Origin of the sequence: Methylovulum sp., assembly GCF_028687615.1 — a bacterium.
Taxonomy (GTDB): domain Bacteria; phylum Pseudomonadota; class Gammaproteobacteria; order Methylococcales; family Methylomonadaceae; genus Methylovulum.
Genome location: NZ_JAQTZU010000015.1, coordinates 12960 through 32578, shown reverse-complemented (window position 1 = coordinate 32578; position 19619 = coordinate 12960). Strand labels below are relative to the sequence as shown.

Here is a 19619-nt window from a genome sequence, read left to right as displayed (position 1 = left end):
TAATATCCTTAAACTACGCTATGAAATGCTGTGATTGAACGAGTTTTGAGTAGCTTTTTCAGCATTTTTATTTCAACTCGTTGGTTGGGATTCATTGCTTCTCTAATACCTAATTTATCAGGTTTTCCCTCTGCAATTTTGGGTTTAGCTGATAAAGAAAGTTGTAAAAATACTTTATCTTCGGATTCATAATTAATGTCTTCATCCTTTGAAAGTTCAACAGCTTCTAAAACCATTTGACCATCTGCATCATTTTCCGCAAAACAATAAGCGAACATTGCATTGGAAATAAGTTTTTCCGCTTCCTCTTTAGAAAAGCTACCTAGTTTTAGGTTTTTATCTAGTCGATTTGCTTCAATAATAAGCAGTAAGACATATTGCCCATATATTGGTGTCGTTTTTTTTGTGGGCTGAGAAGGTGGGCTTACTTGTTGTTGTGGTTTGTTGCTATTAGGATTTTCAAATCCTGCTTTTACTTCACTCCCAAACTTTATAACTTTTTCAATTATATTTTCATCTTTTTCATTGCTATTCGTTTTCGTTTTATTCTTTGAGCAACGATGAGCATATAAGGCAATCGCTATCACTGATAATACGCCAGCGGCAATAATAAACTTTGTGCCTATTGCTAATCCAGTACCTGTTGTTGCTAATTCAGCACCTGTTGCCATGTTTTTTTCTCCGTCATTAATTTGAATGATTATCTGGTTATTTACAGCATTAATCAGATCTAAAAAAGTATCGTCTTCTCCCCAATCTTTTTCATTTACTGAAACATGAGGTTTTAATCCATCAATAAATGATTTTAGAACCCCGTTATTCACCCATAAATAATTGGAATTTTGTTTTTCTGCTATCGTTTCAATTTGTTTTATTAAATGAATACGACTTAAAAGATTTTCTACGGAAGTATCAAATTGACTCATAGGTAATTCCTTGTGTCTGTCAGTTGTGACAATTCATCTTTGAATTGTTGTGCTTGGTCATATAACGGCTGCCAATCAGCAACTACTTTTTCATGATTATTTTGATGCCCTTGACGGGCTTGTTCTAATTTAGCATTAAAATCAAGTAACACTCGGTTTTGCTCTTTAACAACAGTCTCTGTCAATTCATTAATATAATCATGAATCATGTTATAAAATGGCTTGACCAATAAATCCAACTCTTGACTTAATTGCTCCTTGCTATTTTGATAAACTGAGTCAGAATTTGGTAGGCATCTATATGAAACTTCATATTCTTGAGAGTATGCCTCTTTATAACTTTCTGATTCAGGAATAAGCCATAAAGAATACCAACGTCTAACTGTCCGTGTTTTATTCCTATACTCGGTTCTATACTCTGTCTTATATTGAGTTTCAACCTCTGCCTCTAACGAAGAAAGGTTGATTTCTGGCATCTTAATCTCATTAAGTACATAAAGACCAATTTCCAAATTCCATTCTGGAGCAAGGTCTTTTATACCGTCTTGTAAATAATCAAGATAGTATTTCATGATTAATTCGACAGTATCACGAATACGCATATTTTCTTGATTAACTTGATTACCTAATGATTTAAAAATTACTTCACTAATTTGCGAGAGGAAATTTTCAAGCTGCTCGTCAAAACGGGATTCATCATTTGTTTTTCTTGCCATGCCATAATATTCACACGCCATACTTAACAACTGTTGTTCGCGTTCAGATAATTTATCAGCTTGCGTATTGCTGAAATTGCGTCTTCCACTATCCAGCGACTGTTTTACCCCTTGCAATATGCCGATGGAGTTTTCCCTTAGTTCTGTGCGCCAACTGGCTAAAGGCGATAATTTATCAGCCGTTATTCCTTGAAAAACTTCGGTTTCAGCCAATTCTTCAGCAACAATCGCAAGTAAAATCGTTAAATCAGTATCATTTTTTTTTAATCCTTCGATTAATTGGCTAAATGGTTCAAGTAAAATTTGCTTTGATTGGTCAAGGAATTGCTGTAATTCCGCATTTTGCCTCATAAGGATGGAACAAGCTTCCTCATATTTTTCTTGTGAACTGTTTATCTGACTGTAACAAGTCCGCATGATTTCACCCGCTGCATGGCTTGCTTCTTTGTCGAAGCGTTGCACAATAGATGGAATCACTAGCGTAGGAAAATGCGCTTGAATGTGATGGTCTAGCGTTGTAAAAAATTCTGCACCGTAGCTGTTTTTCCAAACAGCATCACTCACACGATGAAAATGATGGTCATTCCAAGCACTGGTTCTACGCGGTAAATCTAATAATATATCCTCTGAAATCAACGAATTAAAATGACTATCCAATTCGTCAGCCGCATAAATGCGATCATTGCCTATTTTAATGTGTTGAGCGTGTAATGCTGGCAATGAGCTTAATAAGCTGTAAGTTAAATTGGCTGAAATGTCGCTATGCTCTGATAAGCGTTTGTTCAAAATTTTTGAAATTTCTGTTTTTGTTTTAGTGACGTGTTCACTTTGATAACGCTCCCAATCTCTATCTTTGCGGAAAACATCAATTCGATTTAATACAAACAGCATCCGTGCTGGTGATCCCCCCATATTTTTGACTTGCCCTAACACTTGTTCCACTAATTCTAATCGTCGAGTTTCATCGGTTTCTTCCATGTTGTAGGCAACAAGACACAAGGCATCACTACAGTTTTTAATAACATTTGAGTTAGTGCTATCTTGCGCATTACGCAATCCGGGTAAATCCATCAACTTGAATTGTGTGCTTTTAGGTAAGCCAGAAAGGGCTAACAATTCAGGGTTGTTAAAACAGGCAAGCGGATAAATCAGTTCAATGTGCGGCGTGGCGGGTTGGTTAATGCCTTTGCTTTTATTAAATTCGTTCATTACTTTTGTGAGTTTGTCGCGAATATCGGCATCTTTTAAATCATGCCATTCGCCACATTCCCATAACGCGCCTTCGGTTTCATGGACTTTCAAATGATTTCTGTTATCAGGGCTGTGGTGAATATAAACCACGCCTGCACTCATTTCTTGCGCCATGCGCGGCATTAAATCCGCGCCGCACAACAAATTAACGATGGTGCTTTTGCCGCTGCTGGTGGTGCCTGTGGTGGCAATAATTAAGGTGGGGCTTTGTAAGTCGCTGTGTAGGCGGTCTAAAGCGGCGGTGATTTTGTCGTTTAGGGCATTAAAATGTTTGCCGTCGAGATGTGGGTAGTCAATGCTGGCATTGTAAATGCCTTGAAAAATAGTTGCCCAATGCTGTTGAATTTGGTTGGCGTGGTTGGTCAGTTGGTCGAAAATATTATGTGCTGTGCTGTGCTGTGCTGTGCTGTGCTGTGCTGTGCTGTGGCTTCATATTTTTCCTTTTTTTCATAGGGTGGCGTTTCATGGGGTGATTACCTTAAAGCTAAGAAGATTGTGTCTTGCTGGCAAGTATAAAATAGTGCGATGACAGGTTGTGTCATGTTTGTTTTTATTTTCCATTATATTAATAAGGGTAAGGCTCGGCTAACAGCAGTATCCTTATCTGGAATGGCAATTTAACTACTAAAGTTATTGAATGCCAGCTTTTTTCGGGATGTTATTGTTGAAAACCCTTAACATCAAATTGTCGCTGTAACCCTAAATGGCTTTATGGTGGATCACCAAAACGCTATGTACTGCGGACAGTCAGGATTTGTGCTTTTCAAACGCTTACGTTTTCGGTTTTTAGTGGGAGGGAGCGCGGGCATCCTGCCCGCCAGTTGCGGTCAAGATGACCGCGCTCCCGCCTTAATCTAGCCACCACCGAAAAAATGAACGGACTTTGGGATATCTGGTATCTTGCTTTCTCATATCAATTTCTCTGATCATTTAATTTAAACATCATGCTAATCCAGTGGTATCCCGGCCACATGCACAAGGCCGGCAAAGAAATCAAGGCTATTCTCCCTGAGATTGATTTGATTATTGAAATTCTCGATGCCCGCATTCCGTTCAGCAGCCAAAATCCTATGCTTGCAATATTGCGTGGCGATAAACCTTGCATCAAAGTGCTTAATAAAAGCGATCTTGCCGATGCTGATATGACGCAACAGTGGCAAACTTATCTGGAACAGGAGCAGGGCGTTAAAACGTTGGCACTGACGGCAAGCCAGCCAGAAAAAATACGCCAATTGACTGCTTTGTGCCACAAACTGGCTCCGGTAAAAGCAGGTAAATTGTTACATACGCTGATTATGGGCATCCCCAATGTTGGCAAATCAACCTTAATTAACATTCTCGCGGGGCGGACGATTGCCAAAACCGGCAATGAGCCTGCGATTACCAAATTCCTCCAGCGTATAGATATAGGCAATGGCATTATTTTAATGGATAGCCCTGGGATGCTTTGGCCTAATCTTGACAACAAAAACAGCGGCTATCGTTTGGCAAGCACAGGGGCGATAAAAGACACGGCGATACAGCATGACGATATTGCTGCATTCCTCGCGGAGTTCTTGTTACGGCATTATCCAAACCATCTGAAAGCGCGTTTCCAGTTGGTGGAATTGCCCGAACGGGAAACTGGGTTGTTGGAATTGATTGGCAAGCAACGCGGTTGTTTACGTTCTGGCGGGCAGATTGATTACGATAAAGTAGCCAAAATTTTACTCTCAGAATTCCGAACTGGAGCATTAGGTGATATTAGCTTGGAAACACCCGCCATGATGGAGCAGGAGTTGGTGGAATTGGCGGTCATCCGCCAAGAAAAAGAAGCTAGGAAAAAGTTGAGGAAGCAAAAAAACAAATAAGGAATAGGCATGAAATAACTTGAGCATTTGATTTCCCTCACCCTAGCCCTCTCCCAGTGGGAGAGGGGACAAGTTGTCGACGTTATTTCATGCCCGTTCCTAAGTCACTGTGCTTGAAAATAGTCTTTACGCAAAAAGTGACGGTATAAAATGGAACCGGCGATAAAACCACCTAAATGCGCCCACCACGCGACATTGACCGTGATATTGTCAAAGACGATGGATGTTGTTGCATTGTATAGTTGCAATAAAATCCATAAACCTAAAAAAGCGATGGCGGGTACATGAATAACAATGGGCAGGAAAAATAAAGGCAGCCAAACAATGACCCGTTCTAATGGATAGAGAAAAAAGTAGGCCGCCAATACACCGGCAATGGCACCAGACGCACCCACTACCGGAATGGTTAGGTTAGGGTCAAAATACCATTGCAACGCCGTCGCAAAAATCCCGCAAATAAGATAGAACAGTAAAAAACGCCATCGCCCCATACGGTCTTCGACATTATCGGCAAAAATCCATAAAAACCACATGTTCACCAGCAAATGAGTCCAACTTGAATGCAAAAACAAGTTGCTGATAAAGGAAAAATAGCCATCGAACGACATGCCGTTGTAACTTGCCCAGCCGTGGGCATAGCGCATCGGTACCATTCCGTACAGATTAAGCAGCCGATAACTGTCCGCTTCCGGCATAAAGTACATGGTGATAAAAATAAGCACACACACGCCTATCATGCTCCAGGTAACCAAGGGTTTTGCATAACACGGCGCAGTATCTCTAATAGGGATCATAGGGTTGGTTCTCGTTTGTCTATCAAGCTGATGGCTAAATTGTCATCTAAGCTTAACATTTAAACGCCGATTGGCAATTGGACATTTACACAGGACCTGCTTTGTAAAGCGTTTATAATGGCTATTAATCAATAACCCGCATTTAGCTCCAGAATCATTCCTTATTCATGCACACAAATTCAAGCGACATTCCCTTATCTTTTGCCCAGTTAGCACTGGAAGAAGCATTACAGGCCGCCATTGCCAAACTCGGCTTTACCCAACCCACCCCTGTGCAACAGCAAGCCATACCACCTGCATTGGCGGGCAAAGACTTATTGGTCAGTGCTGAAACAGGCAGCGGCAAAACCGCCGCATTTTTATTGCCGACTTTCCAAAACCTGCTTAACAAGCCCACCTCTTTATTTGGTACCCGCGCCCTGATCTTGACACCAACGCGGGAACTTGCCAGCCAAATTTTCCAGCAATGTTTACAACTCGCCGAATTTACCGATATTAAAATAGGGTTGATTACCGGCGGCGAAGACTTCAAACAACAACAAGGGGTGTTGCGTAGAAATGCAGATATTATTATCGCCACGCCCGGTCGTTTGCTGGAACAGATAAAACAGCATTCGTCAGATTTTACGCATCTGGAAGTGCTGGTGCTCGACGAAGCCGACCGTATGCTCGACATGGGCTTTAGCGATGATGTGCTGAATATCGCCGGACGCTGTAACCCGGAACGGCAAACACTGCTATTTTCTGCGACCTTAACCCATTACGGCGTGATTAAAATCGCCGATAAGGTATTAAAACAGCATCAGGTCATCGCGCTCAATACCCTGCATGATGGGCACAGCAATATCGAACAACAAATCGTGCTGGCGGATGACAATGACCATAAGCAGCGGTTATTAGCGTGGTTATTGCTTAATGACAGTTACGACAAAGCACTGGTTTTTACCAATACCCGCAACAAAGCCATTGAATTAGAAAGCCCTTTGCGTAACCAAAATCTGCGTATTGGCGTATTACATGGAGAAATGGAGCATTATGAACGCAAACGTATCATGAACTTGTTCCGCGAAGGCATCATCACTATTTTGGTTTCCACCGACTTGGCAGCGAGGGGCTTGGATGTTAAGGGCATCAATCTGGTGGTCAATTTTGATGTCCCCAGAAATGGGATTGACTACATCCATCGTATAGGCCGGACTGGCCGCGCTGATGAGCAAGGTGTCGCCATCGCGCTGGTCAAAAGCACTGAATGGAATTTAATGTCCGGTATCCAACGGTTTTTGAAACAAGCTTTCATCCGCCGCACGATAAAAGAGTTGGCTGGTAGTTATCAAGGGCCGAAAAAAATCAAATCATCCGGCAAAGCCGCCGGAGCTAAAAAGAAGAAAGAAGAAGATAAAAAGAAGCCTGCCGAGAAAATAAAAATCCGCCATCGCGACCAAAAAAATATAGGTAAACGGCGTGTGCCAAGCGCGAAGCCGGATACAGAAGCAGGTTAATGAATGTTATCAGTATGATAGCAAAAAATAACAGGTTAAAATTATGCTTAATTAGAACAGGGCGTATGTAAATTTAACAGAAAATATATCTGTAAAATTCTGCTTTTGGAAAGCAATCAAAAGGTGGATAGGTGGATGTCGTTACACCAGCAACTGTCAAATTCTTCTCAAGAAATAGTCTCTCAGGCTTCACTAATCTAATATTTGCCTGCTCCACTTATTTTCGCTTGAGCAATGCCCTGGAATTAAAAAAACCAACCCATTCCATGTCAATAATCCTGTCATGGACGCAATGGTATAACTATAAAAATGAGAAAGTACATGCCCGACGATAGTTGTAATGTTATTAACAAAAATAGCTACGGATTTGACCCTGCTTATGGTTATTCCCTAGCGCAATTGTTAGCGGTGGGCACCGCCAAAGCCCCTAAAGATTTTTCGGAGTTCTGGCGGCATCGTTATCAGCAAGCGTTACGCGTTGCCCCTTTGCCCAAGATAAAATTTTTATGCACTGACAAATCTGGTTGGCAGGTGTTTGATATTCGTTATACCTCTACCGACCATCGGCTCATCCGTTGTTGGTTGTTATTGCCAAAGTATGGTGTAGTCAAGCGTGGCTTTGTTGTCGGGCATGGTTATGGCGGGCGTAATGCACCGGATTTCCACTTGCCGTTCCATGATTCCGCCTTGTTGTTTCCGTGCTTTCGCGGTTTGGGTTTGAGTGACGAGGCGGATATTTCCGCCGATCCTTTCTGGCATGTCCGGCACCATATAGAGGACGCCGACAAATATGTGCTGGGCGGGTGTGTTGAAGACCTATGGTTGGCGGTCAGTGCCTTATTGAATTTGTTTCCGTATTTAAGCGGGCATTTGGGGTATTTGGGCATTAGTTTTGCTGGTGGTATTGGGGCGTTGGCGTTGGCGTTTGAACAACGTATTGCCAGGGCGCATTTCAATGTGCCGACCTTTGGCAACCAGCCGCTACGTTTGCGGTTGCCATCACAAGGCAGTGCCCGCAGTGTCCAGCAATATTACTGTGAACATAAGAAACAAACCCTGAAAGTATTGCGCTATTACGATGCGGCGACTGCCGCCCAATTCATTGAAATGCCCGTACATTGTGCTTGTGCAACGTTTGACCCCTGTGTCGCACCGCCTGGGCAATTTGCCATTTACAATGCATTGGCTGGGGAGAAACAATTATTTGTTTTGGAAGCCGGGCATTACAGTTATCCGAACCAAGCGCGTCAACAGCAGCAATTAGTTGATGAACTGGACGTTTTTTTTGCGCCACTAGCAAAATAGTTTTAACCACATTATCAACACAGGCAATCAGGAGTTGTGCGATGAACCGCGAGTATCACAAGATGTGGAGTGATAAATTACAACGCGATATGGAATTACTGGTCTTTGGTCATGCCGGGGCAAAAGTATTGGTGTTTCCAACCCGCGACGGGCGGTTTGACGAATATGAAAAGTTGGGCATGGTCAAGGCTTTGCAGCATAAAATCGACCAGGGCTGGTTGCAACTGTATTGTATCGATGCGGTGTATGCAGAAAGTTTTTATTGTTGGTGGGCGCATCCTTCTGGGCGTATCCGGCGGCATATCACTTTTGAAGAATATGTGCTGGAAGAAGTGATACCGTTTATGGACAGTAAGAATCCTCATGAATGTATCATTTCACACGGTTTGAGCCTTGGGGCGTTCCATGCCGCTACGATTGCTTTCCGTCATCCGCAGTTGTTTAAAAAAATGGTGGCGTTTTCAGGCCGCTATGACCTGACTTTAAATGTGGAATGCTTTAATGATTTGCTGGATGGGTTTTATAACGATGATGTGTATTTCCACACGCCATCGCATTTTTTACCCAATCTGGAGTGCAGTAACTTGTTAAGCAAATTGAAAGAAATGGATATTATTCTGGTCATTGGCAATGAAGACCCATTTTTGCAAAATAACCAAGAACTCAGCTCTATTTTGACTAAAAAGGGCATCCCGCATCAATTGATACTCTGGAATGAGCGGGCGCACAGTGGATATTATTGGCGGCGTATGGCTCCGCTTTATATTTGAAAAGAATATGGCGATAGGCCGCCGCGTTATCCGACCGAAGAAAGAGCGTTAATTTTTGCAAGGATAGGAAGGTGGGCTTAGCCAAAGCTACTGTGTTGATTTGCCATCCATTGTTGCAACTGGGCAATGACCCAAGCGCCATCATCCAAGGTCAAATCATGGCCTGCCCAAGGATGGGTGCGTAAATCTAAATTCCATTGTTTTTGAATGGCTTCTGAACAAACAGGGGACACCAAGCGGTCACTTTTGCTGTTGAGCAATAAAACGGGGGTCTTGGGTTTGGCTTTGGCGGGCCGATAAGTTGCCGCCGCCACTAGCTGATTGATCGTATTTCTTAAGCTGAGTGGTCTGGCTATTTGTATGTTTGCCCAGTCTTTGGCAAACTCTTCATAATGTTTTTCCTGATTGCTGACTAACTTTACAATCTCCAACTCGCGTTGATAAATATCGCGGTGTCCGGGCAGGGCGAATAGCTTCAAGTAGCTTTGCCAACGTAAGCGTTGATAAAACGGGCTTAAACTAGCAAAACTGGTGTTTATGAACACCGCGCCGCAACTATCGCCTGGATAGCGTTGTAGCCATTCCCAAGCCACCATAGCACCTAATGAGACCGCCAGTATCATGACCGGCTGTCCGGGCAAGCCTTGTTCATGGGCATTGGTTCGAACTTGTTCGGCAATGGCGGGGATTCTATTGGGGCCGGATTGTTGAAAAAACCGCCCTGTTCCGGGTAAGTCTAGTGCGGTGATGGTTGCTGAGGGGAAGCTGGCTTGGAGTTGGGGGACAAAATTGCCCCAGTGTGCAGATTCACGCGCTAAACCGCGCAATAAAATCCAGTGCTGGCCGCATCTATTGTCCATACCATAAAGCCTCGGCCTTTTGCTGGTTTAAGGCTTTTTGCGCCTCCGACAAGTTCGCCCATTGTGTTGGGTAAAGCAGGCTGCGGTGCAAAAAATCAAACAGGACAAAATGTCGGCGGAAAACGCGTTGTTGGCGATGCGGTAACATGGGGTGGAACAAACCATGCCGGTAAAACAAGTGCAGGGGATTTTTGCGCAACCACAGCCATGAGCCCATTTCCAGTGTCAACGGCAAAAATAGCTTTTGATCGCCAAACTGGCCGACGAATTGATCAAACAGATAATCCCATAAATCGCCGTTAATCACATATTCCATGGACATCGGCTCGATTTTATAGACATGGTTCTGATAACAGCGGTCGAACAATTTCTTAAGCGCCAGTGCTTGCGGAATATAGGTGAAAGGCGTTTGCCGCGATGCGTAGGGAAACCATAAGCGGTCTTTGATGCCAAAACCGGAATGTAAATCCAGCGCAATCGACAATGGTGAGGTGAACAATTGCTCGGCGGCGACCTTGCATAATGCCAGCGACTCTTTTTCCATTTTATCTATATCGCCGCGAAACCAGGGCAGATACCGCGTCATCCTTTGCCCGCTGTAAATCTTCCTTGCCCCAATCCCTTCACCTTCGATGGGGGAATTGCGCATTAAATCAACACAATTGCCGTTCGAGCGCCGTCCCAGATAAACGCCGACCGGATTGACAATAGGCACAAACACCAGCCGCGATTTTTCCAGCCGTTGCAGCAATTCTTCATCCCAGTCCAGCAATTGCAAAATGGTTTGCAGATACGACAAAATCACTTCTGAACCAATTTTTTCCAGGCCATGGACGCCACCGAAAAAAGCCAAAACCGGCACATCCGGTTTTGTTGTTCCCAGCGTCAGGCTGTAAATGGGGAATTCGAGATTTTTGTAATGGATGCGGTCAATGACCTCGGTACGCGCACGCTCCCCGAACTGCCCGATGAGGCGTTCGAGTTGTTCCAGTTCGGGGAAGTTAAAGCCGGTCATGGTTTGGCGTTAAAGGCCGCAAAGCCAAGGCATGGTTGCCCGATTGGGGAAGTGCGATGAAATAGGATGCTGGAGGCCTGGAATTTATCACGCGCTGTGGTGTTGCTTGTACAAGGCATCATTAGAAATTTGACCGAGTATCAAATCCCTGGCTTCATGGCTGACGGCGTGGCGGTTTTTACCCGACGCGTTGACCGTCGGTAGAAAGCTCAAACGTACTTCAATTTTTTCCAGCCCCAGCATTTTTATCAGATGAGGGACAAAAGCATCATCACCGATAAAAGGCGCCAAATGTTGGGCATCCCCTAAATATTCGATAGCCACGGGTTGGATCGCTGTTTTGGTTAGCAAAGCGGGTTGAAATAATGAAGCATGAAAATTGAGCACATGATTGCCAACCGTGGTGGTGCCTTCAGGAAAAGCGATCAGGTTGCGGTTCTGTTTTAACAGCCAGACCATTTTTTCGGCGGTTTCCATAATATGCTTTTTATCGCCGCGCCGGATGAAAATAGCCCCCGCCTGCCTGGACAGGAAGCCTAGCAACGGCCAAGCTAAAATATCGCTTTTGGCGACGAAATAAGCGGGCAAATACTGGCCGATAACAATAATATCAACCCACGAAATATGGTTGCTGACCACAAGTGATGAGTGCAGGGGCACATTACCTTCCCGGGTGATCTCTAGCTTCAATATCGAGCTAAACCAGCATATCCATTGTTTTTTAAGGGCATCCCGGTGATTTCTTGCCGCATTCGCCGAACACAGCAGATTGAGCGTGGGAAAAACGATGGCGGCAATGATGAACCCTGCAACAAACAGCAAGATGACCAGCAGTAACTTATAAAACAGCCGACTTTTCGATTTCATTACTTGTTGGGAAGTCGCGCATATAATGTTTGCTGTAACGTTCTTGCAATTGGTCTAAAGGCAATAACACGAATAAATCCATACAGTTAAAATCTTCATCCCAGCAGGGTTCACCACAGATCAAGGCACCGAAACGCAGATAAGCTTTTAACAAAGGTGGAATGCCAGATTCGTCGCGGTTGCAACGTAAGGCATGGGGGACGGGGATGGTCGGCGCCACTTCTAATGACAGCGGGGCGATGTTTTTGGCATCTATATTGCGATAGACCGCATCTACTGCAAATCCACTAGGGCCTGGTGTGATACTGGCGCAGCCTAACAAATAATTAAACTGGCCTTGTAAAGCGTATTCCACTAACGCAGACCACAATGTAGTCAACACCGCACTGCCGCGAAAGTCAGGATCAACACAAGTCCTGCCGATTTCCAGAAAACGCCCTGGCAATGCCAAAACTTGGTCTAGCTTAAATTCACTTTGGGAATAAAACCGGCCCAATTGTTCAGCCTGGAATTGGGTCAGCAGGCGTGTGTAGCCCACGACTTTTTGGGTCGTATTGTCAAAAACTACCAGATGATCGCAATATTGATCAACTTCATCGTAATCCAGTCCTTCTGATCCAGATTTCAATTTTGCGCCCATTTCTTTGGCAAAAACACGATAACGCAACCGTTGCGCTTCTTTGATTAATGCCTCTGAATTTGCGACAAAACAATCCAACCGTTTCGTAGGTTTGACGAGTACTTCAGCAGTGTCTTTTCTCATAATTATCCATGTGTTCAAGAGTATCAGTAAGAAAGAATAATTAAGGAAAATGTCAGCTTAATGACAAATAGATTAAAGTTAAATGACAAACTGCGTCCATGAAGCGATTTTTAACACGAGCGTAATGTACGCCAACGGTGGACGCGCCATCGCCGCCAAATGCCGTTATAATAAAGCATTACTTTGTGTTTCGGTTCATTACCGTTTTCTTTTACCAAATATTATGCAAATTATCGCCATTTATCCGGGTACTTTTGATCCGATCACCAACGGTCATTTGGATTTGATAGCCAGGGCATCGAGACTTTATCATAAAATCATTGTCGCCGTGGCCGTCAATCGCAGTAAAGCCCCTTTATTTTCGCTAGATGAACGGGTGGCTTTGGCAAAAGCCGTCACCCCGGAATTTCCCAATGTCGAAGTCATCGGTTTTGACAATTTGCTGGTCGATTGCGCTAAAGAACAAGGCGCGAATGTCATCTTAAGGGGGTTGCGGGCGGTATCCGATTTTGAATACGAATTTCAGCTTGCCGGTATGAACCGGCGCTTGGCGCCGCAACTGGAAACCATGTTTTTGACCCCCGCCGAACAATACGAATTTATCTCTTCCAGCATGATCAGGGAAATCGCCCAACTGAACGGCGACGTGTCCAGTTTTGTCCCTGAACTCGTCCGCCAAACCCTAATCCAAAAATTCGCTGAGGAATAAGCAATGGCCCTGATTATCCATGATGCCTGCATCAATTGTGATGTCTGCGAACCTGAATGCCCGAATGGCGCGATCTCCCAGGGCGAAGACATTTATATCATCAATCCGGCTTTGTGCACCGAATGCGTAGGCCATCATGGCACACCGCAATGTGTCGAAGTATGCCCCGTCGAATGTATAGAAAAAGATCCGCAGTTTGTTGAGGATCATGAGACCTTGTATCAAAAATATTTAAAACTGACGCGATAATTTTGCAAGTTCCTTAAAGCCTATGATTAATAAACAAATTCAATATTTCGCAAACGCTTTGATTTTTTTTGTCGGGTGGGTTGCCAGCGCATCGGTTTTGGCGGGAAGCAAAAAAACTGAACCGCATGTAGCCATCGGGCATATTGTCATCATCTACGCCGAAAACCGCAGTTTTGATAATCTTTACGGTTTGTTTCCTGGGGCTGATGGCATCAAACAGGCGGCTCCTGAACAGTACGCACAAATCGACCACGATGGTAAGGTGCTGAAGGAATTGCCACCGATCTGGGCGAGTAAAAAAACACCGTTGATAGCTGCCAAACTGCCCAACCAACCCTTCCAAATTGATGCCCCCCCGGTCAATTTACCTGCATCGGTAAAAACCCGCGACCTTGTCCACCGTTATTATCAAAATATCGGGCAAATCAACGGTGGGCTTAATAACCGTTTTGCCGCCATTTCCGATGCGGGTGGTTTGGTCATGGGCTATTACGACGGAAGTAAATTACCGCTGTGGCAATGGGCTAAGGACTATGTGCTGGCGGATCATTTTTTTATGGGCGCGTTTGGCGGTTCTTATTTGAACCACCAATGGCTGGTTTGTGCCTGTACGCCACAAGACCTGAAAGCACCCTCGGAACTTCGCGCCCAACTTGACCCACAAGGGCGGCTAAAACGCAAACCCGAATCCAAGCCGTCGGCTATGCAAGCCGCGCCTGTTTTTTTTGATGGCGCGTTCACCCCCGATGGCTATACGGTCAACACCGTGCAACCGCCCTACCAGCCTTCCGGTATTCCGCCTGACAAAGGCGGCGACTTGCGGTTTGCAGGTACAGAACGTTACCAGCTGCCGCCCCAAACCACGAAAACCATAGGCGATACGCTTTCTGACAAAAAAATCTCTTGGGCCTGGTATGCAGGAGGTTGGAATAAAGCCCTCGCTGATGGCGTGCAAACTGCCGATAAAAAACGCGGGGTGATTTATTCCGATATTCAAGGCACTTTGAATTTCCAAGCCCACCACCAGCCGTTTAATTACTACGCCCGTTTTGCCCCCGGCAGCAAAGACCGGGAAACGCATTTAAAAGACGGCGAGGATTTTCTGCAAGCCATCAATAACGGCACCTTGCCACAAGTGTCATTTTACAAACCCACCGGCGATTTGAATGAGCATCCAGGTTACACCGATGTGCTCAGCGGTGACCGCCATATCGCCGAATTGCTTGACCGACTAAGCCACAGCAAACAATGGCCGGATATGGTGGTCATTGTCACTTACGACGAAAACGGCGGTTTTTGGGATCATGCCGCACCACCTAAAGGCGACCGTTGGGGGCCAGGGACGCGTATTCCAACCCTGATTATTTCGCCTTTTGCCAAACGCGGATTTGTTGACCATACAGTTTACGACACCACTTCGATCCTCAAATTTATCACCCGCCGTTATGGTCTGGAAGCCTTGCCGGGAGTTAGGGGCAATGTTGGCGATTTAATGGGTGCGTTTGAGTTTAAATAAGGTGATTTCCTGCAATGAATTTACCCAAAAATCTGTCCACGAAAGCCAACAGTAGGCGCATTAGGCGACACAAAAAACACGAAAAAACGTCTCCAAGTTATTTTTTCGTGCCTTTCGTGGACTTTAGTTTTTCTACGAATCAGATTTTTGATGGTGTGTTCTTTCTCGAAAATCACCTAACTATACTGAAAATACGGGTATCTAATAATTTCAGTAAGCTAAACAGCCACAGTAAGGGGCGTGCCATTGCCGGAATTTGATGGGCACACCGTCGATTTCTGGCACGGTCAATTGTCAGGCGATGAAGCGGTAAGCCAACACTATCTGCCGCTGTTAGATGCCGCCGAACTTGCCCGTGCCAAAACACTTGCCAATCCGCTGATAAGGCGGCGTTTTATCGAAGTACGCGGTCGTTTGAGAGGGGTTCTGGCGGACACGCTCAAGCAAAATCCTGCCGCCATCCGCATCGCCCGGACTGAATATGGCAAACCGTATCTTGCCGACCATCCGCAATTTGCATTCAATATCTCCCACACCGCCAATCAGCTCGCCATTGTTGTCGCGCCGAGCTGCCAGCTTGGCGTTGATATTGAACACATCCAAGCCCGTGCCAACCTTGCCGCGCTGGTTGCCAAATGTTTTTCTGCCACCGAAGCCGCTTACTGGCAAGCATTGCCTGACGCAGAAAAAACGTCAGTGTTTTACCAGTTTTGGACTAAAAAAGAGGCTTTCGTCAAAGCCACCGGGCGCGGGATTGCTTTGGGTTTACAGCATTGTGTGGTCAATCCGCAGCAGCCGGAAGCCTTTTTAGGTGTACCTGAAGGTTATGGGGTGGCTGAGGCATGGCGGGCCATCAGCCTGGATTTGCCGACAATGGACAAGCCGCTATGTGCGGCGTTGGTGCTTGATAAACGGCAAGTGCTTATCCGCCGTTTTCGACTGGATTGAGTCAGGTAAATATTGCCATATAAAACCATCTGCTTACATTCGGCCATAAGTCGCCCTGGGTTGCCCGGACAAATCGCAGTAAGTCTGCACTTCCCGATAGGCGCATGATGTAAAAATAGCCTGTACGACAGCTTCTTGGTCATAACCGTGTTCGATTAACAAATGCCCGTCTTCGGTCAGCCAGTTTTTGGCGGTTTTTGCGATAGTTTTAATATCATCCAAGCCTTGTCCACTGGCGATAAGGGCTGATTCGGGTTCAAAGCGCAGGTCACCTTGTTGTAAATGCCCGTCATTTTCGGCGATGTAGGGCGGATTGCTGATGACGAGCTGGAAGCGTTGCAAGGGCACGGCGTTGAACCAATTACTGTGTAGAAACTGGACATTGTTGGTTTGATGGCGGCTGGCGTTTTGCCGGGCGGCTTGCAGGGCTTTCTGGCTAAGATCAACGGCGGTCAGTTGGACGTTGGGGCGTTCGGCGGCGAGGGTGATGGCGATAATGCCGGAACCCGTGCCGAGGTCAATAATATTCCAAGCCGCATGGGCCGGAATCAATTGCAGGCTGAGTTCAATCAACAGTTCGGTGGCTGGGCGCGGGATCAATACATCCGGGGTGATGAAAAAATCGCGTGACCAGAATTCCCGTTGGCCCGTTAGATAGGCGATAGGCTGGCCTTGGCAACGTTGTTGCCAGAGCCGTTGGAATTGCCGTTGTTGTTCGTCGCTGATGGTCTGGTCGCACCAGGCCCGCAAGTAGGAGCGGGGTTTGTCCAGGACGTGGCAGAGCAGGACTTCGGCATCCAAGGCCGGGGAGTCGCTGGTGGCGGCTAAATCTTTGGTGGCTTGTGCCAGTAGGATTTTGATGGTGGGCATGGGGTGGTTGATTTTTTAGAGTGTTTCGCATTGTCCACGAAATACACGAAAGGCACGAAAATTTTAATGGTGGTTGAGTTGAAACTGTTCTAAAGATGCTTTACGTTTTCGTATGCTTCAAGCGGTCAAGTTTTCGGTTTTTTAGGTAGGGTACGCTGTGCGTACCTTTAAAAATCATCATAAAATCAATGCAAAAGGTACGCATAGCGTACCCTACGATGGATTGCAAAAACCGAAAACGTGACCGTTTGAAGTAATATTGGATTCACTCACCCGTTTTGGGAATCAACAACAATTCCCCCTGGCTCATTTTTTCGTGCCTTTCGTGTTTTTCGTGGGCATCGTTGCCCGTTGCCCGTTGCAATCAATCATCCCCCAATTGCGTGAGCAATTCGGCCTGATGTTCGCTGATTAGCGGTTGCAGCACTTGCTCCAGGCCGCCCTGCATGATGTCGTCGAGTTTGTACAAGGTCAGGTTGATGCGGTGGTCGGTGAGGCGGCCTTGCGGGTAATTGTAGGTGCGTATGCGTTCGGAACGGTCACCGCTGCCGACTTGCAGTTTACGCGTGAGCGACTGTTCGGCATGGTGCTTTTCCTGTTCGGCGGACAACAGGCGCGAGGCCAGCAAGGACATGGCGCGGGCGCGGTTTTTGTGCTGCGAGCGTTCGTCCTGGCATTCCACCACCACGCCGGTAGGGATATGGGTGATGCGGATCGCCGACTCGGTTTTGTTGATGTGCTGGCCGCCGGCACCGGAAGCGCGGTAGGTATCGACTTTTAAATCCGCCGGATTGATGTCGATGGCGTCAACTTCTTCCACTTCCGGCATGATGGCGACCGTGCAGGCGGAGGTATGGATACGGCCTTGTGACTCGGTTTCCGGTACGCGCTGGACGCGGTGGGCGCCGGATTCAAATTTCAGTTGCGAATACACGTCGCGGCCTGATATGCGCAGGATGACTTCTTTGTAACCGCCGTGGTCGCCAGGGCTTTCGCTGATGATTTCGGTTTGCCAGCCTTTGCGTTCGGTATAGCGTTGGTACATGCGCGACAAATCGCCGGAGAATATCGCCGCTTCGTCGCCGCCGGTCCCGGCGCGGATTTCCAGAAAGATGTTGCGGTTGTCGTTGGGGTCTTTAGGCAGCAATAACAGTTGCAGTTCGTGGTCGAGTATTTCGATTTGGTTTTCCGCTTCTTTCTCTTCCTCTTTGGCAAGTTCACGCATGTCGGCATCGCTGTCGTCCAGCATTTCTTTTGCCGAGTCGAGCAGCTCCAGTGCCTGTTCATAGCGTTTATAGCATTCTACTAGCGGGTTGATTTGCGCGTATTCCTGGCTCAAGGAACGGAAGCGGTTTTGGTTGCCTTGCACTTCCGGTTCCGAAAGCAGGGCGGCGATTTCGTCGTAGCGTTCGCACAGGTTTTCCAGTTTGGTTTGTATGGATTTTTTCATTGGGTATGACTAAGTTTAAAAATTTCGCGGGCGGCGGCGATTAAATCATGGCGTTCGTTTTCGGCGGCGATCCTGATTTGGGTGCTGGGCGTGTGTATCAGTTTGTTGGTGAGGGTATGGGCGAGCCGGTTTAGGGTTTCTTCGGGAGACGCGCCATTTCTCAGGGATAACAACGCCTTTTGTAAGGCTTCATCACGGATTTGTTCGGCGGACAGGCGGTAATCGCGGATGGTCGATTGCGCCCCTTGGGCGCGCAGCCAAGCCAGGAAATGTTCAACCTGGGTGTCGATGATTTCTTCCGCCTGATCTGCCGCTTGGCGGCGCGAGTTCATGTTCTGGTCTATGGTCTGTTGCAGATCGTCTACGGTATACAGATAAATGTCGCGCAATTGTTCAACTTCGGCTTCGATGTCACGGGGGACGGCCAAATCCACCATGAACATCGGTTTATGTTTGCGTTTTTTTAACGCGCTTTCGACACGGCCCTTGCCCAGGATAGGCAAGGCACTGGCGGTTGACGAGATGACAATATCGGCCTCGGCAAGGTGGTTGGGCAATTCTGACAGGTCTATCGCATAGCCGTTGAATTGCACAGCCAGGCTGTGGGCCTTGTCGTAAGTGCGGTTGGCGATAATCAAGCGGCCTATGCCTTGCTGGGTCAAGTGCCGGGCGGCCAGTTCTATGGTTTCGCCGGCGCCGATCAACAGCGCGGTTTGTTGGCTGAGCTTGTCAAAAATCTGCTGGGCGAGCTGGACGGCGGCAAAGGCGACGGACACGGGGCTGGAGCCGATGGCGGTGTCGGTGCGGACTTTTTTGGCGGCGGTGAAAGTGTGCTGGAACAGTTTGCCCAGATGCTTCCCTAAGGTTCCGGCATCACAAGCGGCTTGATAAGCGGTTTTCATTTGCCCCAGGATTTGCGGTTCGCCCAAAATCATCGAATCCAGCCCGCAGGCGACGCGGAACATGTGGCGGATCAGTTCGCCATCGGTGTGGCTGTAGAGATAAGGTGCGAAATCTGATGTATTGAGGCGTTTATTTTGCGCGACCCAGTCGATCAGGATTTGTTGGTTGGCCGTGTTTGCCGAGCAATAAAATTCGGTGCGGTTGCAAGTCGATAAGATTGCCGCTTCGCTAATTTCCCTGAGATGGTGCAATTCCTGTAAAGCGGGTTGTAAAACCTCAGTAGGGAATGACAGCCGTTCACGGATGGCGACCGGGGCTGTTTGGTAATTAATCCCTACGGCGAGTAGTGTCATGGTAT

18 protein-coding genes are annotated in these 19619 nt (G+C 46.5%); 8 read left to right on the top strand and 10 right to left on the bottom strand.

What is annotated here, in order from left to right:
* Nucleotides 1-8 precede the first annotated feature (8 nt).
* Together PHH59_RS10615 and PHH59_RS10610 are read right to left on the bottom strand one after the other, a co-directional pair.
* Nucleotides 9-926, bottom strand: coding sequence for a hypothetical protein (locus PHH59_RS10615; RefSeq protein WP_300015452.1), 918 nt, complete (start codon nucleotides 924-926; stop codon nucleotides 9-11).
* The gene (locus PHH59_RS10610; protein WP_300015595.1) at nucleotides 923-3085 is read right to left on the bottom strand and encodes a dynamin family protein; all 2163 of its coding nucleotides are present in this window, start codon (nucleotides 3083-3085) and stop codon (nucleotides 923-925) included. The genes PHH59_RS10615 and PHH59_RS10610 overlap by 4 nt, the downstream gene beginning before the upstream one ends.
* Nucleotides 3086-3837: 752 nt before the next feature.
* On the opposite strand from PHH59_RS10610, the gene ylqF reads away from it, so the two are divergent.
* On the top strand, nucleotides 3838-4743 hold the full coding sequence (ylqF, locus tag PHH59_RS10605) for a ribosome biogenesis GTPase YlqF (RefSeq protein ID WP_300015449.1): 906 nt from the start codon (nucleotides 3838-3840) through the stop codon (nucleotides 4741-4743).
* Between the two features lie 104 nt (nucleotides 4744-4847).
* On the opposite strand, the gene PHH59_RS10600 is transcribed toward ylqF, so the two are convergent.
* Nucleotides 4848-5537 carry a rhomboid family intramembrane serine protease gene (locus PHH59_RS10600; protein WP_300015447.1) on the bottom strand — a complete coding sequence of 230 codons (690 nt, stop codon included), beginning with the start codon at nucleotides 5535-5537 and terminating at the stop codon, nucleotides 4848-4850.
* 167 nt (nucleotides 5538-5704) lie between these two features.
* Here PHH59_RS10600 and PHH59_RS10595 point away from each other — a divergent pair, with 167 nt between their 5' ends.
* From PHH59_RS10595 to PHH59_RS10585, 3 genes are all read left to right on the top strand, one after another.
* Nucleotides 5705-7036, top strand: coding sequence for a DEAD/DEAH box helicase (locus PHH59_RS10595; RefSeq protein ID WP_300015445.1), 1332 nt, complete (start codon nucleotides 5705-5707; stop codon nucleotides 7034-7036).
* A 321-nt stretch (nucleotides 7037-7357) separates the two neighbouring features.
* Complete coding sequence (locus PHH59_RS10590; RefSeq protein ID WP_300015443.1) at nucleotides 7358-8341, top strand: acetylxylan esterase; 984 nt, start codon at nucleotides 7358-7360, stop codon at nucleotides 8339-8341.
* A gap of 41 nt (nucleotides 8342-8382) precedes the next feature.
* Nucleotides 8383-9111, top strand: a complete 729-nt coding sequence (locus PHH59_RS10585; protein WP_300015440.1) for an alpha/beta hydrolase-fold protein — start codon at nucleotides 8383-8385, stop codon at nucleotides 9109-9111.
* A gap of 77 nt (nucleotides 9112-9188) precedes the next feature.
* Here PHH59_RS10585 and PHH59_RS10580 read toward each other — a convergent pair whose 3' ends face one another.
* The 4 genes from PHH59_RS10580 to PHH59_RS10565 form a co-directional block, all read right to left on the bottom strand.
* Nucleotides 9189-9971: an alpha/beta hydrolase gene (locus PHH59_RS10580; protein ID WP_300015437.1), complete on the bottom strand. Its 783-nt coding sequence runs from the start codon at nucleotides 9969-9971 to the stop codon at nucleotides 9189-9191.
* The gene (locus PHH59_RS10575) at nucleotides 9961-10986 is read right to left on the bottom strand and encodes a M14 family zinc carboxypeptidase (protein WP_300015434.1); all 1026 of its coding nucleotides are present in this window, start codon (nucleotides 10984-10986) and stop codon (nucleotides 9961-9963) included. The genes PHH59_RS10580 and PHH59_RS10575 overlap by 11 nt, the downstream gene beginning before the upstream one ends.
* 87 nt (nucleotides 10987-11073) lie before the next feature.
* The gene (locus PHH59_RS10570; protein WP_300015431.1) at nucleotides 11074-11853 is read right to left on the bottom strand and encodes a lysophospholipid acyltransferase family protein; all 780 of its coding nucleotides are present in this window, start codon (nucleotides 11851-11853) and stop codon (nucleotides 11074-11076) included.
* The gene (locus PHH59_RS10565; RefSeq protein ID WP_300015428.1) at nucleotides 11825-12616 is read right to left on the bottom strand and encodes a GNAT family N-acetyltransferase; all 792 of its coding nucleotides are present in this window, start codon (nucleotides 12614-12616) and stop codon (nucleotides 11825-11827) included. The genes PHH59_RS10570 and PHH59_RS10565 overlap by 29 nt, the downstream gene beginning before the upstream one ends.
* A 223-nt stretch (nucleotides 12617-12839) precedes the next feature.
* Between PHH59_RS10565 and coaD the strand changes: the two genes are divergently transcribed.
* From coaD to PHH59_RS10545, 4 genes are all read left to right on the top strand, one after another.
* On the top strand, nucleotides 12840-13325 hold the full coding sequence (gene coaD / locus PHH59_RS10560) for a pantetheine-phosphate adenylyltransferase (protein ID WP_300015425.1): 486 nt from the start codon (nucleotides 12840-12842) through the stop codon (nucleotides 13323-13325).
* A gap of 3 nt (nucleotides 13326-13328) precedes the next feature.
* Nucleotides 13329-13574, top strand: a complete 246-nt coding sequence (locus tag PHH59_RS10555) for a YfhL family 4Fe-4S dicluster ferredoxin (protein WP_300015422.1) — start codon at nucleotides 13329-13331, stop codon at nucleotides 13572-13574.
* A 22-nt stretch (nucleotides 13575-13596) separates the two neighbouring features.
* Nucleotides 13597-15090, top strand: coding sequence for an acid phosphatase (gene acpA, locus PHH59_RS10550; protein WP_300015419.1), 1494 nt, complete (start codon nucleotides 13597-13599; stop codon nucleotides 15088-15090).
* Nucleotides 15091-15330: 240 nt separating this feature from the next.
* Entirely contained in the window at nucleotides 15331-16038 is a 708-nt protein-coding gene (locus PHH59_RS10545; protein ID WP_300015416.1) for a 4'-phosphopantetheinyl transferase superfamily protein, read from the top strand.
* Nucleotides 16039-16071: 33 nt separating this feature from the next.
* Here the strand turns inward: PHH59_RS10545 and prmC are convergent, their stop codons facing one another.
* From prmC to hemA, 3 genes are all read right to left on the bottom strand, one after another.
* Entirely contained in the window at nucleotides 16072-16908 is an 837-nt protein-coding gene (gene prmC, locus PHH59_RS10540) for a peptide chain release factor N(5)-glutamine methyltransferase (RefSeq protein ID WP_300015413.1), read from the bottom strand.
* Between the two features lie 364 nt (nucleotides 16909-17272).
* On the bottom strand, nucleotides 17273-18358 hold the full coding sequence (gene prfA, locus PHH59_RS10535) for a peptide chain release factor 1 (protein WP_300015410.1): 1086 nt from the start codon (nucleotides 18356-18358) through the stop codon (nucleotides 17273-17275).
* Nucleotides 18355-19614 (bottom strand): glutamyl-tRNA reductase, encoded by a 1260-nt coding sequence (hemA, locus tag PHH59_RS10530; RefSeq protein WP_300015592.1) that lies wholly within the window; start codon nucleotides 19612-19614, stop codon nucleotides 18355-18357. Before hemA ends, prfA begins: the two co-directional genes overlap by 4 nt.
* Nucleotides 19615-19619 lie beyond the last annotated feature (5 nt).

Excerpts from the sequence above, each read along its gene's own strand:
- PHH59_RS10615 (WP_300015452.1), bottom strand. The coding sequence starts at position 926 with ATGAGTCAATTTGATACTTCCGTAGAAAATCTTTTAAGTCGTATTCAT.
- ylqF (WP_300015449.1), top strand. The coding sequence starts at position 3,838 with ATGCTAATCCAGTGGTATCCCGGCCACATGCACAAGGCCGGCAAAGAA.
- PHH59_RS10600 (WP_300015447.1), bottom strand. The coding sequence starts at position 5,537 with ATGATCCCTATTAGAGATACTGCGCCGTGTTATGCAAAACCCTTGGTT.
- PHH59_RS10595 (WP_300015445.1), top strand. The coding sequence starts at position 5,705 with ATGCACACAAATTCAAGCGACATTCCCTTATCTTTTGCCCAGTTAGCA.
- PHH59_RS10590 (WP_300015443.1), top strand. The coding sequence starts at position 7,358 with ATGCCCGACGATAGTTGTAATGTTATTAACAAAAATAGCTACGGATTT.
- PHH59_RS10585 (WP_300015440.1), top strand. The coding sequence starts at position 8,383 with ATGAACCGCGAGTATCACAAGATGTGGAGTGATAAATTACAACGCGAT.
- PHH59_RS10580 (WP_300015437.1), bottom strand. The coding sequence starts at position 9,971 with ATGGACAATAGATGCGGCCAGCACTGGATTTTATTGCGCGGTTTAGCG.
- PHH59_RS10575 (WP_300015434.1), bottom strand. The coding sequence starts at position 10,986 with ATGACCGGCTTTAACTTCCCCGAACTGGAACAACTCGAACGCCTCATC.
- PHH59_RS10570 (WP_300015431.1), bottom strand. The coding sequence starts at position 11,853 with ATGAAATCGAAAAGTCGGCTGTTTTATAAGTTACTGCTGGTCATCTTG.
- PHH59_RS10565 (WP_300015428.1), bottom strand. The coding sequence starts at position 12,616 with ATGAGAAAAGACACTGCTGAAGTACTCGTCAAACCTACGAAACGGTTG.
- coaD (WP_300015425.1), top strand. The coding sequence starts at position 12,840 with ATGCAAATTATCGCCATTTATCCGGGTACTTTTGATCCGATCACCAAC.
- PHH59_RS10555 (WP_300015422.1), top strand. The coding sequence starts at position 13,329 with ATGGCCCTGATTATCCATGATGCCTGCATCAATTGTGATGTCTGCGAA.
- acpA (WP_300015419.1), top strand. The coding sequence starts at position 13,597 with ATGATTAATAAACAAATTCAATATTTCGCAAACGCTTTGATTTTTTTT.
- prmC (WP_300015413.1), bottom strand. The coding sequence starts at position 16,908 with ATGCCCACCATCAAAATCCTACTGGCACAAGCCACCAAAGATTTAGCC.
- prfA (WP_300015410.1), bottom strand. The coding sequence starts at position 18,358 with ATGAAAAAATCCATACAAACCAAACTGGAAAACCTGTGCGAACGCTAC.
- hemA (WP_300015592.1), bottom strand. The coding sequence starts at position 19,614 with ATGACACTACTCGCCGTAGGGATTAATTACCAAACAGCCCCGGTCGCC.